General features: G+C 65.2%; 16 protein-coding genes. 11 read left to right on the plus strand and 5 right to left on the minus strand.

The window, feature by feature from the left end; genetic code table 11:
• Positions 1 to 61 precede the first annotated feature (61 nt).
• The 11 genes from IVA98_RS14545 (at position 62) to IVA98_RS14595 (ending at position 10,919) form a co-directional block, all read left to right on the plus strand.
• Positions 62 to 385: a Dabb family protein gene (locus IVA98_RS14545; RefSeq protein ID WP_247278159.1), complete on the plus strand. Its 324-nt coding sequence runs from the start codon at positions 62 to 64 to the stop codon at positions 383 to 385.
• A complete protein-coding gene (locus IVA98_RS14550) occupies positions 382 to 1,461 on the plus strand; it encodes a maleylacetate reductase (protein WP_247306027.1) in 1,080 nt (359 codons plus the stop codon). The genes IVA98_RS14545 and IVA98_RS14550 overlap by 4 nt, the downstream gene beginning before the upstream one ends.
• A 4-nt stretch (positions 1,462 to 1,465) precedes the next feature.
• Entirely contained in the window at positions 1,466 to 2,833 is a 1,368-nt protein-coding gene (locus IVA98_RS14555; RefSeq protein WP_247355144.1) for an amidohydrolase family protein, read from the plus strand.
• Positions 2,834 to 2,854: 21 nt separating this feature from the next.
• Positions 2,855 to 3,757 carry an NAD(P)-dependent oxidoreductase gene (locus IVA98_RS14560; RefSeq protein WP_247306031.1) on the plus strand — a complete coding sequence of 301 codons (903 nt, stop codon included), beginning with the start codon at positions 2,855 to 2,857 and terminating at the stop codon, positions 3,755 to 3,757.
• 15 nt (positions 3,758 to 3,772) lie between these two features.
• Positions 3,773 to 4,657, plus strand: a complete 885-nt coding sequence (locus IVA98_RS14565; RefSeq protein ID WP_247333510.1) for an intradiol ring-cleavage dioxygenase — start codon at positions 3,773 to 3,775, stop codon at positions 4,655 to 4,657.
• A 59-nt stretch (positions 4,658 to 4,716) separates the two neighbouring features.
• Positions 4,717 to 6,111, plus strand: coding sequence for an FAD-linked oxidase C-terminal domain-containing protein (locus tag IVA98_RS14570; RefSeq protein WP_247306035.1), 1,395 nt, complete (start codon positions 4,717 to 4,719; stop codon positions 6,109 to 6,111).
• On the plus strand, positions 6,108 to 7,631 hold the full coding sequence (locus IVA98_RS14575; protein ID WP_247306037.1) for a sugar ABC transporter ATP-binding protein: 1,524 nt from the start codon (positions 6,108 to 6,110) through the stop codon (positions 7,629 to 7,631). Before IVA98_RS14570 ends, IVA98_RS14575 begins: the two co-directional genes overlap by 4 nt.
• Positions 7,624 to 8,574, plus strand: coding sequence for an ABC transporter permease (locus IVA98_RS14580; RefSeq protein WP_247355145.1), 951 nt, complete (start codon positions 7,624 to 7,626; stop codon positions 8,572 to 8,574). The genes IVA98_RS14575 and IVA98_RS14580 overlap by 8 nt, the downstream gene beginning before the upstream one ends.
• The gene (locus IVA98_RS14585; RefSeq protein WP_247333509.1) at positions 8,571 to 9,548 is read left to right on the plus strand and encodes an ABC transporter permease; all 978 of its coding nucleotides are present in this window, start codon (positions 8,571 to 8,573) and stop codon (positions 9,546 to 9,548) included. The genes IVA98_RS14580 and IVA98_RS14585 overlap by 4 nt, the downstream gene beginning before the upstream one ends.
• A 42-nt stretch (positions 9,549 to 9,590) precedes the next feature.
• The gene (locus IVA98_RS14590; RefSeq protein ID WP_247306043.1) at positions 9,591 to 10,565 is read left to right on the plus strand and encodes a sugar ABC transporter substrate-binding protein; all 975 of its coding nucleotides are present in this window, start codon (positions 9,591 to 9,593) and stop codon (positions 10,563 to 10,565) included.
• A 66-nt stretch (positions 10,566 to 10,631) separates the two neighbouring features.
• The gene (locus IVA98_RS14595; protein WP_247306045.1) at positions 10,632 to 10,919 is read left to right on the plus strand and encodes a YciI family protein; all 288 of its coding nucleotides are present in this window, start codon (positions 10,632 to 10,634) and stop codon (positions 10,917 to 10,919) included.
• 4 nt (positions 10,920 to 10,923) lie between these two features.
• On the opposite strand, the gene IVA98_RS14600 is transcribed toward IVA98_RS14595, so the two are convergent.
• The 5 genes from IVA98_RS14600 to IVA98_RS14620 are packed head-to-tail and all read right to left on the minus strand — an operon-like array spanning position 10,924 to position 16,387.
• On the minus strand, positions 10,924 to 11,901 hold the full coding sequence (locus IVA98_RS14600) for an ABC transporter ATP-binding protein (RefSeq protein WP_247355146.1): 978 nt from the start codon (positions 11,899 to 11,901) through the stop codon (positions 10,924 to 10,926).
• On the minus strand, positions 11,898 to 12,887 hold the full coding sequence (locus IVA98_RS14605) for an ABC transporter ATP-binding protein (RefSeq protein WP_247306053.1): 990 nt from the start codon (positions 12,885 to 12,887) through the stop codon (positions 11,898 to 11,900). Before IVA98_RS14605 ends, IVA98_RS14600 begins: the two co-directional genes overlap by 4 nt.
• 16 nt (positions 12,888 to 12,903) lie before the next feature.
• Complete coding sequence (locus tag IVA98_RS14610) at positions 12,904 to 13,827, minus strand: ABC transporter permease (protein WP_247306056.1); 924 nt, start codon at positions 13,825 to 13,827, stop codon at positions 12,904 to 12,906.
• Positions 13,824 to 14,765 carry an ABC transporter permease gene (locus tag IVA98_RS14615; RefSeq protein WP_247306058.1) on the minus strand — a complete coding sequence of 314 codons (942 nt, stop codon included), beginning with the start codon at positions 14,763 to 14,765 and terminating at the stop codon, positions 13,824 to 13,826. The genes IVA98_RS14610 and IVA98_RS14615 overlap by 4 nt, the downstream gene beginning before the upstream one ends.
• Before the next feature lie 17 nt (positions 14,766 to 14,782).
• Positions 14,783 to 16,387: an ABC transporter substrate-binding protein gene (locus IVA98_RS14620; RefSeq protein WP_247306061.1), complete on the minus strand. Its 1,605-nt coding sequence runs from the start codon at positions 16,385 to 16,387 to the stop codon at positions 14,783 to 14,785.
• Positions 16,388 to 16,497 lie beyond the last annotated feature (110 nt).

Below are 16,497 nucleotides of genomic sequence, written 5' to 3' on the forward strand. Positions count from 1 at the left end.
CCGATTTCTGCAAGGCAAAATGGCGCCAACAAAGCACAATCGCAGGCGAGGAAATCAGGAAATGTCGGGGCCGATCAGGCACATCGTGATGTGGCGGCTGCGTGGGGAGACGCCTGCGGAGCGCTCCGCCGCCCGGATCAAGGTCAAGTCCCTGTTCGAGGGCCTGCGTGGCCGGATCGACGGCCTCACTCATATCGAGGTCGGCCTCGACGTCAGCGATGTCGACTACGCCTGTGACGTCGTTCTGTTCTCCGAATTCACCGACCAGGCTGCGCTTGCCGCCTATGCCAGCCACCCCGAACATTTACGCGTCCGCGAGGCGCTGGGCGACTTGCGGATCGGGCGCTTCCAGGTCGATTATCCCATCAAAGAGACCGGCGCATGATCGGGTCGTTCACCTTTGAAAGCCTGCCCTGCCGCGTCGTGTTTGGCAGCGGAACGCTTGCTTCAGTCAAGGCCGAGGTCGAACGGCTCGGCGGCAAGCGCGCACTGGTGCTGACGACGCCGCAGCAGGAGGCGCAAGGCAAGAGTCTCGGTGCAGCGCTCGGACCGGTCTATGCCGGCCTGTTTTCCGGCGCCACTATGCACACGCCAGTCGAGGTCACCGAGCGGGCGCTGGCGGCGATGAAGGCGTGCGAGGCCGACTGCGTCGTCTCGCTCGGCGGCGGATCAACCACCGGCCTTGGCAAGGCGCTGGCCTTGCGCACCGGCGTCAACCAGCTCTGCATTCCCACCACCTATGCCGGCTCGGAGATGACGCCGATCGTCGGCCAGACCGAGAACGGCCTGAAGACCACGGTGCGCGATGCCGCCGTGCTGCCGGAGACGGTGATCTACGACGTCGAGCTGACCCTGACGCTGCCAGCGAGCCTGGCTGTGACCTCAGGCATCAATGCGATCGCACATGCGGTGGAAGCGCTCTATGCGCGCGACGCCAATCCCGTCACGTCGCTGATGGCGGAGGAAGGCATCCGCGCGCTGGCCCGCGCCCTCCCCGCCATCGCCGCGAGGAGCGACGACCGCGAGGCCCGGACCGAAGCGCTCTATGGCGCCTGGCTGTGCGGCGTCTGCCTCGGCACCGTCGGCATGGCGCTGCATCACAAACTTTGCCACACGCTCGGCGGCACCTTCGATCTGCCGCATGCCGAAACGCACACGATCGTGCTGCCGCATGCGCTGGCCTACAACGCACCGGCGGTGCCGGATGCGATTGCGCGCATCTCGCGCGCGATCGGCGCAGCCGATGCGTCGCAGGGGTTGTACGACCTTGCGCAGCGACTAGGTGCAAAGCTTGCGCTGCGCGACGTCGGCATGCCCGAGAGCGGCATCGGCAAGGCGGCCGATCTCGCTGTCACCAATCCCTACTGGAATCCGCGGCCCCTCGAAAGGGCCGCCATCCGCGACCTGATCGCGCGCGCCTGGGCCGGCGACCGGCCGGCCGCCAACAAAGCGGTGACGTGACGCGATGCGGCGCACGCTGATCCAATCCGCCACCGTCATCAGCATGGATGACGCGATCGGCGATCTCAAGACCGGCGACGTGCTGGTCGAGCGCAGCCGCATCGCCAGCGTGCGTCCGTCGATCGATATCGGCAGCGGCGAGGCAGAGATCATTGACGGCACCGGGCGCATCGTCATTCCGGGCCTGATCAACGCGCATATGCACACTTGGCAGACGGCGCTCCGCGGTTATGCAGCGAACTGGACGCTGCTCGAATATTTCCGCCGCATGCATGCCGGGCTCGCGACCGTATTCCGGCCGGACGACATCTACATCGCCACCTTGGTTGGCGCGCTGAACCAGATCAATTGCGGCACGACGACACTCGTCGACTGGTGCCACAACAATCCGACCCCTGACCATACCGACGCCGCGGTCGGCGGCTTGATTGAGAGTGGCATCCGCGCGGCCTTCTTCCATGGCTCGCCAAAACCTGAGCCGAAGCCCGGCGAGCCGCATTTCTCTGAGATCCCGCATCCGCGCCGCGAAGTCGAGCGGCTGCTGGCAGGTCCCCTCGCCGACCGCGACGGGCTCGTCACGCTCGGGCTCGCCATTCTCGGCCCGCATTACTCAACGCTCGACGTTGCCATGCACGATTTCCGCCTGGCGCGGGAGTTCAAGCTGATCGCCTCCATGCATCAGGGCGGCGGTCCCGCCAAAACGCCCGGCGGCTGGGAGAAGCTGATCGAGGCCGGCCTCGTCGGCGCCGGCATCAACATCGTCCATGGCAACGATTTGCCCGACGATCTCCTGGACCGGATGGTCGATCTTGGCGTCTCGTTCTCGGTGACGCCGGAGAACGAGATGATCCAGGGTCACGGCTTTCCGGTTACCGGACGGTTGCTGAAGCGCGGCGTGCGGCCGACGATCGGCATTGATCTCGAATCCGTGCTGGCCGGCGATCTCTTCTCCGCCGCCCGCGTCGCGCTCTCAATGCAGCGCGCGCTCGACAATGCGGAGACGCGCAAGGCCAGTGGCACCATCCCGGCGACGACCACGATCCCCGTGCGCGAGGCGCTGCGCTGGATCACCACGGAGGGCGCCCGCATGCTCGGCCGCGAGAACCAGATCGGTTCGCTGACGCCCGGAAAGCTCGCCGACTTCGTCATCATCAACGCCTCCGATCTCAACCTCTTCCCGGTGCACGACGCCGTCGCAACCGTCGTGATGCAGACGAGCCTCGTCAACATCGAGGCGGTCATGATCGGCGGCGCCTGGAAGAAGCGAAATGGCCGGCTGCTGATCGAAGGGCTCGAGAGCAAAAAAGAACTGCTGGCGCAATCGGGCCGGCGGCTGGTGCAGGACATCGAACGACAGGGACGCGCCGCCTGAAGGCGTCAATGGACAAGAGCAATGACTGACACGTCAAGGAATGTCGCTTTCATCGGGATCGGCAAGATGGGCCTGCCGATGTCGGTGCTCGTCGCCAAGGCCGGTTACGCGGTCACCGCGTTCGATCAGAACGCGGCTCGGATCACCGAGGCACGCGCGCAAGGCATTGCAATTGCCGCTACGTCGGCCGAGGCCGTGAGCGGCAAGACGGCAGTGGTCACGTCCTTGCCCGACGACGCCGCCTTGCGCGGCGCGCTGCTCGGTCCTGCCGGCCTCATCGCCGCGATGACGCCCGGAGCTGTTCTCATCGAGACCAGCACTGTGAGTGTGGAGGCCTCTACCGAGATTGCAGCCGCCGCGCAGGCGCACGGCATTGCCTATCTTCGCTCGCCGGTCTCCGGCAATGCCAGCATCGTCCACACCGGCGCGCTGACCTGCTTCGTCTCGGGTCCAAAGGACGCCTTCGAAAGCGCAAAGCCGCTGTTCGCCGCCTTCACCCGTGCCCAGACCTATCTCGGACCCGCCGAGGAAGCGCGCTACGCAAAACTCTCGGTCAATCTGATGATCGCGGTTTCGGCCGCGATGATGGCGGAAAGCCTGGCGCTGGCGCGCAAGGGCGGCATTGCCTGGCAGGACATCTTGAAGGTGCTCGACGACAGTGCCGTGGCTTCGCCGATGGTGAAGTACAAGACCGCGCCGCTGCGCAACCGCGATTTCGAGTCCACTTTCTCCTGCAAGCAGATGGCCAAGGACCTCGACCTCATCCTCGGCGCCGGCCGCGCCGTCGGCGTGCCGCTACAGCTCGCGGCGCAAGTGCGCGAGACCTATGGCTCGCTGGTCGCGCAGGGCGACGGCGAGACCGACTTCATTGCGACCGTCAAGCATCTCGAACGGCTGGCCGGCCTCGGCGAGCCGAAGCTGTGATCAATGGAGGCACACATGCGTAACTTCAATGAGAACACGATCACAGACGCGGTGCTGGAGCGGATCGCGGCCGCGACCGATCCGCGCATCAAGCAAATCAGCGAAGCGCTGGTCCGTCACCTTCATGCCTTCGTCCGCGAGGTGCGGCCGACCCAGAAGGAATGGGAATACGGCATCGACTTCCTGACCCGCACCGGGCAGATGTGCGACGACAAGCGCCAGGAATTCATTCTGCTATCGGACACGCTCGGCGTCTCCATGCTGGTCGATGCCATCAATCACCCGGTGCCCGAAGGCGCGACCGAGACCACGGTGCTCGGCCCGTTTTTCGTCCAGGCTGCGCCGGAGAAGGATAGTGGCGCCGATATCTCGGGTCCGATGCAAGGCGATCCGATGCTGGTCACCGGCTCGGTCTCGAGCGTCGACGGAAAGCCGCTTGCGGGCGCCGTGGTCGACGTCTGGCATTCCGACGACGACGGCTATTACGACGTGCAGCAGCTCGACGCCATCGGCGATCTCGCGATGCGCGCGCGCTTTCACACCGATGCCAATGACCGCTTCCATTTCTGGTCGATCAAGCCGGCAGCCTATCCGATCCCGCATGACGGCCCGGTCGGCGAGATGCTGGAAGCCCAGGGCCGCCATCCCTGGCGCCCCGCCCATGTGCATTTCATGATCTCAGCGCCGGGTTTCGAGCAGCTGGTGACGCACGTGTTCGTCGCGGGCGACCAGTATCTCGACAGCGATGTGGTGTTCGGCGTCAAGGACAGCCTGATCCGCGAATTCGTCCGGCATCCCGCCGGCCGTGCGCCGGATGGTCGCATGGTGCAGCGCGAGTATTTTCACCTGAATTACGATTTCGGCCTGAAGCAGGTCGCGAGCAACGCAAAGGCCGCTTAAGCTGAAGCGGCGGCGGACCAACAAGAGTCCGGCAACAGGGGGCAGACGGAGAGCTGAGGATGGGACCGCCGGTCAGCACGAGCATATTGGCCGATCGCCTTACCGGCATGATCGGCCCGCGCGCGAGCGTTGCGCGCGGCGTGCTCGACCAGCACGGGCAGAGCGAGTCGCATTACCGCAACTTGCCGCCCGACATCGTCGTCTTCCCTGAAACCACGCAGGAGGTCGCCGAGATCGTGAAACTCTGCGCGAGCGCGGGCATGCCGATCGTCCCGTTCGGCGCCGGCACTTCGCTCGAAGGCAATGCGGCCGCGGTCGCCGGCGGCGTCTGCTTCGACTTCGCGCGCATGAACAGGGTGCTTGCCGTCCACGACAGCGACATGGATGTCGTGGTGCAGCCCGGCATCACGCGAAAGCAGCTCAATGCGGAGCTACGGACGACCGGCCTGTTCTTCCCGATCGACCCCGGCGCGGACGCCTCGATCGGCGGCATGACGTCGACGCGCGCCTCAGGCACCATGGCGGTGCGCTACGGCACCATGAAAGACAACGTCATGGCGCTGGAGGTGGTGCTCGCGGACGGGCGCGTGATTCGGACGGCCAGGCGCGCGCGCAAATCGGCGGCCGGTTATGATTTGACACGCATGTTCGTCGGCGCAGAGGGCACGCTTGGTGTCATCACGGAGATCACGCTCAAGGTCCATCCCGTGCCGCAGGCGATCTCGGCCGCAGTGTGCAGCTTCGATAGCCTGCACAATGCCGTCGATACCGCGATCTCCGTGATCCAGTCGGCGATCCCCGTTGCGCGCATCGAGTTGCTCGACGACGTCATGATGCACGGCATCAATGCCTATGCAAAGCTCGGCTATCGTGAGGCCCCGACCTTGTTCTTCGAATTCCATGGCTCCGCGGCTTCCGTCGCCGAGCAGGCCGAGGCAGCGCAGGCGATCGCCGCCGACCATGGCGGCCATGGCTTTGCCTGGGCCAAGGCGCCGGAAGACCGCAGCCGGCTCTGGCATGCTCGCGACAACACGCTCTATGCCGGCCTCGGCTTGCGGCCCGGTGCGCGCGCGGTGATCACCGACGTCTGCGTGCCGATCTCGCGGCTGGCGGAATGCTTGACCGAGACGCGGCGGGATGCGGACGCGCACGGATTCACGGCACCGATTGTCGGCCATGTCGGAGACGGCAATTTCCACATGCTGATCCTGATCGACCCGGCAAAGCCCGACGAAGCCGAAGGCGCCAGGGCGCTTCAGGCGCGCATGGTCGCCCGCGCCATCGCCATGGACGGCACCTGCACTGGCGAGCACGGCATCGGGCTCGGCAAGATCGGCTATCTCACCGACGAGCTCGGCGAGGCCGTCGACGTGATGCGGTCGATCAAGACGGCGCTGGACCCTGATGGACTGATGAACCCCGGCAAGATCTTTGCGAGCGGAGCCATGGTATGAGCGACGCGCTTCCGATCGAGGTCACCTCACCCACGCCGCTGCTCGAGCTGCGCGGCATCAGCAAGGAATTTCCCGGCGTCAAGGCGCTCGACGACGTTTCCTTTGCCATCTACCCCGGCGAAGTCCATATGCTGCTGGGCGAGAACGGCGCCGGCAAGTCGAGCCTGATGAAGGTGCTGTGCGGCGCCTACCGCGCAGACGCCGGCGAGTTTTACCACAAGGGCGAGAAGGTTGCGGTCAACTCGACTGCCGATGCGCAAAAGCTCGGCATTGCCGTGATCTTCCAGGAATTCTCCCTGGTCCCCTATCTCGACATCGCCCAGAACATCTTCCTCGGCCGCGAGCCGAAGGGCCGCATTCCCGGTACCATCGACCGCCGCCAGATCCTGGTCGACGCCAGGCGCGTGCTCGGCACCATCGGTTTCGACATCGATCCCTCCACCACCGTCGACAAGCTCGGCGTAGCGCAGCAGCAGATGGTCGAGATCGCGAAAGCAATCAGCCAGAACGCCCGCATCCTCGTCATGGACGAGCCGACCGCGGCACTGTCGGACCGCGAGACCGAGCTGCTGTTCGCGCTGATTGCGCGGCTGAAGGCCGACGGGGTCTCGATCGTCTACATCTCCCACCGCATGGCCGAGGTGTTCGCGCTCGGCGATCGCATCACCGTGCTGCGCGACGGCCGCCGCATCGACGGTGTCCGTCCCGCCGACGTCACGCCGGACCAACTCGTCCGCATGATGGTCGGCCGCAATGTCGACGTGACCTATCCGCGCCATTTTGCTGACAAGCCCGGTGAGGTGCTGCTGGAAGTCAAGGGCCTGACCGCGCCGACCGGCATCTCCGATATCAACATCAAGGTGCGCCGGGGCGAGATCGTCGGCCTTTGCGGCCTGGTCGGCTCGGGCCGCAGCGAGGTTGCGCGCGCCATCTTTGGCGCCGATCCCGTAACGTCGGGCGAGATCGTCTTCGACGGCAAGACCATTTCCGGCGAGCCCGACCTCGCGACCCGTCGCGGCATCGCGCTGATCCCGGAGAGCCGCAAGAGCGAGGGCTTGGCCTTGCTGCGATCAGTTAGCGATAATCTGGTCGTGTCTGCGCTGCGAAAATTGTTTCCGAGCGGCCTGTTCGACCAGCGGCGTGCGCAGCGCACCTCCGACGGACTGATCCGGCAATTGAGGATCGCGACACCGAGCGCGCGGCAGACCGTCGGCCTGCTCTCGGGCGGCAACCAGCAGAAGGTCGTGATCGGCAAATGGCTAGCGGCCGGCTCGAAGCTATTCATCTTCGACGAGCCGACGCGCGGCATCGATATCGGCGCCAAGTCGGAGATCTTTGCCCTGATCGACCGCCTCGTGGCGGAGGGCGCGGCCGCCCTGATGATCTCGTCCGAACAGGTCGAGATCTGCCATGTCTGCGACCGCGCCTATGTGATGCGCGAGGGGCGCATCGCCGGGCATCTGACACGCAACGAACTGACCGAGGAGAACATCGTGCGACTGGGGATGCATCATGCGTGAAGCCGCGATCGTCTCAGAGCCGAATCCGCTGCAACGCATTCCCGGCGTCGCCATGGTGCTGGTGCTGCTGATCGCGCTGTTCAGCGTGATCGCGCCCGGCTTCCTGTCGGTCGCCAACCTCTCCAACGTGCTGGTGCAATCGACCATTCTCACCATGCTCGCGCTGCCGATGACGCTGATCATCATGACCGAGGGGCTGGACCTGTCGATGGGCGCGGTGCTGACGCTGACCTCGCTCGGCGTCGCGATTGTATCGCTCGCCACGAAATCGATGTTGCTGGGCTTAGGTGCCGGCCTGCTGGTCGGCACCGCCTTCGGTGTCGCCAATGGCTGGCTGGTCGCCATCCTCGGCATTCCGCCCTTCGTCGCGACGCTCGGCACGCTCGGCATGGCGCAGGGCCTGTCGCTGATCGTCAGTGACGGCCAGAGCGTGGTCGGCATTCCCCACAGTGTGCGCGACATTTACTCGGCGACGCTTTTGGGCATCCCCGTGCCGATCGTGATGGCGCTCGTGACCTACGCGGGGTTTCACGGCCTGCTCTATCATACCCGCTTCGGCACCTACATCTTCGCCCTCGGTGGCAACCGCGAGGCGCTGCGCTATGCGGGTCTGTCGCCGAACCGGCTCTTGATCGCGGTCTACGCGATCGGCGGCGCCATGGCTGGCATCGCCGGCCTCTTGATGACCGCGCGGATGAATTCCGGCCACCCCACCGCCGGCCTCGGGCTTGAATTCGATGCCATCGCGGCCGTTGCCGTCGGGGGCACCTCGTTTGAGCGCGGCAATGGCTGGCTGCTCGGCACCTTGCTCGGCGTTCTTTCCGTCGGCGTGTTGCGAAACGGGCTGAACCTGATCTCGTTGCCGTCCTCGGTGCAGGTGGCAAGCGTCGGCGTGCTCGTCATCGTCGCACTGTTCCTCGATGGCCTCAGGAGCCGCGCATGACCGACATCACCAAGGACGCCATCGCGCCGCCCCGCTCGTTCCTGTCGCAGGATGCGATCCAGCTGTTCTATCGCCTGCTTGCGGCGCTGCTGATCTGCGCCGTGCTCGCCGTGCTGAGCGATTCCTTCCTGAGCCTCGGCAATATCCTCAACGTGCTGAGGCAGGCGAGCCTGACCTTCTTCATCGCCTCCGGCCTGACTCTGGTGGTGCTGACCGCGGGCCTTGATCTCTCCGTCGGCGCCAATGTCGCGCTGTCCGCCTGCATCGCCGGGACCGTGATCCACAAGACCGGCTCGCCGGCGCTTGGCATCCTCACCGGGCTTGCCTGCGGCGGCATCGTTGGCCTCCTCAACGGCGTCATGGTCACGGCGCTGCGCATCCCCTCCTTCATCGCCACCTATGGCATGCTCTGGGTGCTGAACGGCCTCACCTATTGGTACATGGCGGGCGAGACCCTTCACGGCTTCCCCGCAGGCTTCCGCCAGATCGGCAGCGGCTACCTGTTCGGCCTGCCGATCCCGGTCTATCTGCTGCTGGTGTTCCTCGGGATCGGAACGCTGTTCGCGCAGCGCACGATCTGGGGCCAGGAGATCTATGCGATCGGCGCCAATCCGGTCGCCGCCCGCCTCTCCGGCATCCCGGTCGCGCGCCGCCTACTGCTGGTCTACACCGTCTCCGGCACCATGGCGGGACTTGCCTCGATCATCTTCCTGTCGCGGCTGAACTCGGCCGAGGCCGATATCGGCGAGAGCCTGACCTTGCCCGCGATCGCGGCCGTGCTGATCGGCGGCACCTCGCTGTTCGGCGGCGTTGGCACGGTGTTCGGCACGTTCATCGGCGCACTGATCCTGACGCTGGTGCTGAACGGCATGAACCTGCTCTCGGTCAGCGCCAACTGGCAGCCGCTCGTGACCGGCATCATCGTCATTCTCGCGGTCTGGCTCGACATGAAGACCCGCCGCCGCACGCAATGAGCTTTTGAGGTTCCAACAAGCAAAATGAGGGATGGAGGCAACATGAAGCAGAAACTGGGCTATCTGGCGCTACCGCTGCTAATGGCGGCCGCGTTCACCACGCAAGCACGCGCCGACGGCGAGACCATCGCCGTCTTCACCAAGAACCAGACCAACCCGTTCTTCCAGACGGTTCGGGTCGGCGCCGACAATATGGCGAAGACGCTGAACGCGAAGACGCTTCACTACATCCCGACCAAGCCGGACTCGATCCCCGAGCAGCTCAGCCAGATCGAGGACGTCGTGGTGAAGAAGCCGAGCGCGATCGTCTTCACGCCGGTCGATTACAAGGCGATGGTGCCCGGTGTCGAGAAGATCAATGAGGCAAAGATCCCCGTCGTCAACATCACCGATCGTTCCGCGGGCGGCAAGTTCCTCTCCTTCGTCGGCGCCGACGATTACAGCCTCGGGCTCGAGACTGCGCGCTTCCTGCTCAAGACGCTCGGCGGCAAGGGCAATATCGTCATCATCGAAGGCGTCAAGGGCTCGCTGACCAATGTCGACCGGGTCCGCGGCTTCAACGACGCGCTGAAGGAAAGCCCGGGGGCCAAGCTGCTCGCCTCGCAGCCGGGCAATTACCAGCGGCTCCAGGCGCTCCAGGTGATGGAGAATCTGATGCAGTCGAATTCACAGATCGACGGCGTGCTCGCCGCCAACGATGCCATGGCGGTCGGCGCGATCGAGGCGCTCGACGGCGCCAACCGCAAGGCGCAGGTGATCGGCATCAACGGCACCAAGGAGGCGATCGACGCGATCAAGTCCGGCAAGCTGCTGGCAAGTGGGGATTACAACGGATTTGCCCAAGGCTGCCTCGGCACCATGATGGCCATCCGCGCCTTGCGCAACGAGCCCGTCATCGCCGAGATCGTGCTGAAGCCGACCGTGATCACCAAGGACAATTACCAGCCGTTCGACGTGCCGCTTGAGCAGCGCAAATGTCCGACCTTCGAGGAGGCCGGCAAGCTCAGCGCGAAGTAGACCAACCGCTCACGACAGGCCCGGACGGCCGCCTCCTCGCGGCCGTCCCAAGAAACGGATCTCTCCATGCTGTTCGCCATTCACGCCCTCGACCGCGCCGGCGCGCTGCCGACCAGGCTCGCCAATTACGACGCCCACAAGGCTTTCCTCAGCGACACCTCGCGCTTCGGCGTCAAGATCGTGATGTCGGGACCGCTCGTCGCCGACGACGGCGCGACCATGATCGGCAGCCTGTTCCTGATCGAGGCGGCAGGTCGCGCCGACGTCGAGGCCTTCAACCGCGCCGATCCCTTTGCCGCCGCCGGCATCTGGGAGAAGGTGACGATTACGGGCTTCCTGCGCCGCCAGGGTTGAGGCGCTACGGCGCGTCTTCGAGGTGACAGGCCACCCACTGCTCGGCGTCCGTCGCGCGAAGCGTCGGCTCCTCGGTCCGGCAGCGGTCGAAGACGAAGGGACAGCGGGTGTGGAAGCGGCATCCGCGCGGCGGATTGATCGGGCTCGGCACGTCGCCCGTAAGGATGATCGGATTGCGCTGGGCGCCTGGCTCCGGCAGCGGCACTGCCGAAAGCAGCGCCTTGGTATAGGGGTGCTTTGGCGCGGCAAATATCTCGCGGCGCGGCGCCACCTCGACGATCTTGCCGAGATACATCACTGCAACGCGGTGGGTCATGTGCTCGACGATCGCGAGATCGTGGCTGATGAACAAGAGCGCAAGGCCGAACTCGTGCTGCAGATCCTGAAGCAGATTGACGATCTGCGCCTTGACCGAGACGTCGAGCGCCGAGACCGCCTCGTCGCAGACGATCAACTCGGGCTCGGCCGCGAGCGCCCGCGCGATACCGATGCGCTGGCGCTGGCCGCCGGAGAACTCGTGAGGCCTGCGATTCAGCGCCTCGCGCGGCAGGCGGACCGTGTCCATCAGCGTGGTGACGCGCAGCTCGAGGTCTTGCGCGGATTTGGCGAGGCCGAAATTGCGGATCGGTTCGGCCAGGATGTCGCGCACGCGCATGCGCGGATTGAGACTCGAGAACGGATCCTGGAACACCACCTGCACGCGGCGGCGCATCTCACGCATCGTGCTCGACGCGGCATCGTCAATCCTCTGGCCGTCGAGGATCACCTGCCCCGCGGTGATGTCGAACAGCCGCAGGATGGCGCGACCGACCGTCGACTTGCCGCAGCCGGATTCGCCGACCAGCGACAGCGCCTCGCCGCGCGCGATCTCGAACGACACGCCGTCCACCGCATAGACCCGTTCGGACTTGCGGCCGAACAAGCCGGTCTTGACCGGAAAATGCTTCTTGAGGTCGTTGACCTGGAGCAGCGGAGCACTCATGCCGCGACGGCTCCCTTGGCCGCATAGTGGCAGGCGGCGATATGACGGGGCCCCTTCTCTTCGAGCCCCGGCGCATATTGCCGGCAGAGGTCGGTCGCAAGCGCACAGCGTCCGGCAAAGACGCAGCCGGTGATCCGCTTGCGCAGGTCAGGCACCTGCCCGGGAATCTCGGCCAGTCGTCTCGCAGTGCCGGTCAGCGAGGAGCCGAGCCGCGGCACCGCGCCGAGCAGGCCTTGCGTATAGGGATGGCGCGGCGAACGGAACAGTTGGGCTACAGGCGCCTCCTCGACCTTGCAGCCGGCGTACATAACCATGACGCGTTCGGCGATTTCGGCGACGACGCCGAGATCGTGCGTGATCAGGATGATGGCTGCGCCGACCCTGCGCTTCAGATCCAACATCAGTTTCAGGATCTGTGCCTGGATGGTCACGTCGAGAGCGGTAGTCGGCTCATCCGCGATGAGAAGCTTCGGATTACAGGCGAGCGCGATGGCGATCATGACGCGCTGGCGCATGCCGCCGGAGAGCTGGTGCGGATATTCGCGCACGCGGCGCTTCGGCTCGGGAATGCCGACCAGCGTCAGCATCTCGATGGCGTGCGTCTCGGCGGCCTGCTTGTCCAGGCCCTGATGAATCATCAAGGTCTCGCGGATCTGGCGGCCGACGGTGAGGACCGGGTTCAGGCTCGTCATCGGCTCCTGGAAGATCATCGAGATGTCGTTGCCGCGGATGGCGCGCATCTCGCGATCGGACAGTTGCAGCAGGTCCCTGCCCGCAAAGCGGATGGCGCCTGCGATCCGGCCCGGCGGCTCCGGGATCAGCCGCATCAGCGACATCGACGTCACTGACTTGCCGCAGCCAGACTCGCCGACGATCGCGAGCGTCTCGCCCTCGTTGACATGGAAGGACACGCCGTCCACCGCGCGGTTGATGCCGCCGGGGGTGCGGAAATGGGTCTGGAGGTTCTCGACTTCGAGCAGTGGCATCGCGATCAGCCCCTCTTCAAAGGCTCTTGGCCATGCGCGGATCGAGCGCATCGCGAAGACCGTCGCCAAGCAGGTTCACGGCGAGCACGGTGACCGACAGGAATGCAGCCGGAAAGAACACGATATAGGGCTTGACCTGCCACAGCGCGCGGCCCTCGGCCATGATGTTGCCCCAGGACGGAATAGTCGGCGGCGTCCCTGCGCCGATGAAGGACAGAATCGCCTCCGTGATCATGGCGCTGGCGCAGATATAGGTCGCCTGCACCAGCATCGGGGCCACCGTGTTGGGCAGGATGTGGCGCAAGATGATCATCGGCGTGCGCGTGCCGCAGGCCACGGCTGCGTCCACATAGGGCTGCTCGCGCAACGACAGCACCACGCTGCGCACGAGGCGCGAAACGCGCGGGATTTCGGCGATGGTGATGGCCAGGATGACGTTGCCGACGCTGCCGCGGGTTAGCGCCATCAGCGCGATCGCAAGCAGGATCGGCGGGATCGACATCAGACCGTCCATGAAGCGCATTAGGATGCCGTCGGCCCAGCGGATAAAGCCGGAAACCATGCCGATGGCAAGGCCGGCCGCGGATGCGAAGATCGCAACTGAAAGCCCGACCGTGAGCGAGACCCGCGCGCCAAACAGCACGCGCGAATAGATGTCGCGGCCGAGCACGTCGGTGCCGAACCAGAAATCGGCCGACGGCGCCCGCGTGCGCTTGGCCGGCGCAAGCGCGGTCGGGTCGACTGTTCCGAGATAGGGCGCAAAGATCGCGATCAGGACCAGCGTCAGCAGCAGCGCGCCGCCGATCGCGACTGTCGGATGGCCGCGCAAGAACCCGATGAAACCGAGCCGGATCCTGACCGGCCGCAGGATCTCGGGTAGTTGTGGCGCGACGACGAAGCCAGCGGGAAGCGATTGCGGATCGACGGTGGTATCGGTCAATAGCGTATCCTCGGGTCAACGAGCGTGTAGATGACGTCGATCATCAGATTGACGAGGACGTAGACGAAGCTGAACAGCAGCACGATGCCCTGGATGACGGGATAGTCGCGGCGCAAGATCGCGTCGATCGTGAGCCGGCCGAGACCGGGGATCGCGAACACGCTCTCCGTGACCACCGCGCCGCCGATCAGGAGTGCGATGCCGATTCCGATCACGGTCACGATCGGAACCGCCGCGTTCTTCAGCGCGTGAATAAACAGGATGCCGCCCTGCCCGAGGCCCTTGGCGCGGGCGGTGCGGATATAATCCTGCTGCAAGACTTCGAGCATGGTGGCGCGGGTGATGCGCGCGATCAGCGCAATGTAGACGCAGCCGAGCGCGATCGCCGGCAGGATCAGGTTCTCGAGCCACGGCCAGAAGCCTTGCGCGAGCGGCGTATACCCCTGCACCGGCAGCCATTCCAACTCGAGCGCGAAGACGTAGGCGAGCATGTAGCCGACCACGAAGACGGGCAGCGAGAAGCCGAACACGGCAAAGCCCATGATCACGCGGTCGATCAGGCTGCCAGCCTTCCACGCCGCCACCACGCCGAGCGGCACCGCGACCACGATCGTGAGCAGCAGGGTGACCATCATCAGTGACAGCGTCGGTCCGAGGCGCTGGCCGATCAGCGCCGACACCGGCAGATTGGTGAAGATCGAGGTGCCGAGATCGCCGTGCAGGATTCGCCAGACCCAGCTTCCGAACTGGACCAGGAAGGGACGATCGAGGCCGAGGCTCTGGCGGATGCGCTCGACATCCTCCGGGCTCGCCTGGTCGCCCGCGATCACCACGGCGGGATCACCCGGCGCGATGTAGAGCAGGCTGAACACGAACAGCGCGACGATCGCCATCACCGGAAGTGTTGCGACGATGCGACGGAGGATGTACGAGAGCATCTGGCCTCAACGCAGGATCATGCGGACTTCGACACGCCCCAGAAGAACGGCAGCGGCCCCTTGGTGATGCCGGAGACGTTCTTGCGCCACGCCGTGTAACTCAGGAAGAATCCCGTCGGCGCATAGACGACGTCCTCGAGCGCCGCCTTGTTGAGGCGGGCGACCGCAGCCTTCTCCTCATCGATGTTCTTGGCGTCGAACCAGGCCGTGACCTCTTTTTCGGTGCCGGGGCTGCTCGGCCAGCCGAACCAGGCCTTGTCGCCATTGGCGCGAATGGCGGTGTAGGGGGCCGGATTGATGCAATCCGCACCCGCATGCCAGGTGTGGAACATGTTCCAGCCGCCCTGGCCGGGCGGCGTCTTCTGCGCACGGCGCGAGCCGACCGTGCCCCAATCGGTGGCAACGAAGTCGACATTCATGCCGAGCTTCTTCAGGAGGTCCGCCGTGACGTCTCCTTGCGCCTTCGTGATCGGCTGATCCTGCGCGACCAGGCAGGTCACCGGCTGGCCGGAATAGCCGCTCTCGGCGAGCAGCTTCTTGGCCGCATCGAAATCGCGCTTGCCTTTCAGGATCTCGCCGCCGGTTTCGCTGTAGAGCGGCGTATCCGGCGTGAAGAAGCCGGGCAGCGGTTTCCAGAGCGCAGTGTCGTCGCCGACGATCGCGCGCATATAATCTTCCTGGCTCAGCGCCATCAGCACGGCACGGCGCGCCCGCACATCGTTGAAGGGCGCAAAGAGGTGATTCATGCGGAACGACCCGATATTGCCAAGGGGATCGCCGATATCGACGCTGATGTTCTTGTTTTTCTTCAGGACCGGAACGAGGTCGGCGATCGGGCTCTCCCACCAGTCGACCTCGCCGTTCTGCAACGCGGCGGCCGCGGTGGCCGGATCCGGCATCACCACCCACTCCACGCGATCGACCAGGATCTGCTTGCCGCCGGCAAGCCAGGATGCCTTCTCCTGCCGCGGCACGTAGTCGGCGAACTTATCGAACACCGCTTTCGCGCCGGGCACCCATTCGCCCTTGACGAACTTCATCGGACCGGAGCCGACGTAATCCGTGATCTGCTTGAACGGATCGGTCTGCGCGATGCGCTCCGGCATGATGAAGGAGCAAGGCGAATTGTTCTTCGCCAGCGCGTAAAGCATCTTCGGATAGGGCTGCTTCAGCACCCATTTGAAGGTGCGGTCGTCAACGGCGGTGAGTTCCTGCTGGAGCGCCTTGATCATGAGGCCCATCGGATCGCGGGCCGCCCAGCGGGAAAGGCTCGCGACGACGTCCTTGCTCAGCACCGGCTCGCCGTCGTGGAACTTGAGGCCAGGCCTTAAGCGAAACGTCCACGTCGTACCGTCGTCCGTCACTTCCTCGGACTCAACCATTTGCCGCTGCGGCTGGAGCGAGGAATCGATGCCGTAGAGCGTGTCCCAGACCATCGCGCCAGCGTTGCGCACGACATATTGAGTGCCCCAGATCGGATCGAAATTGGCGAGGTTTGCCTGCGGCACGAAGCGCAGGGTGCGCGCCGCCGAACCTTGCGACAGAGCGGGGGCCGAAAGGCCACCCGTCAACGCCAGACCGCCCGCACCAGCCAGTCCCTTCAATACGGTCCTGCGATCCATGAAGTCCTCCCAGTATTGCCGTGATGCCGGCCGTCATTGGCCAAGGGCAGGTGAAACCAGAGCCCATTGGCGTGCAAATGGTATGCCACTAACCGCGCCTTCGCCAGCGG

The organism is Bradyrhizobium sp. 160, assembly GCF_023073735.1.
Lineage (GTDB): Bacteria > Pseudomonadota > Alphaproteobacteria > Rhizobiales > Xanthobacteraceae > Bradyrhizobium.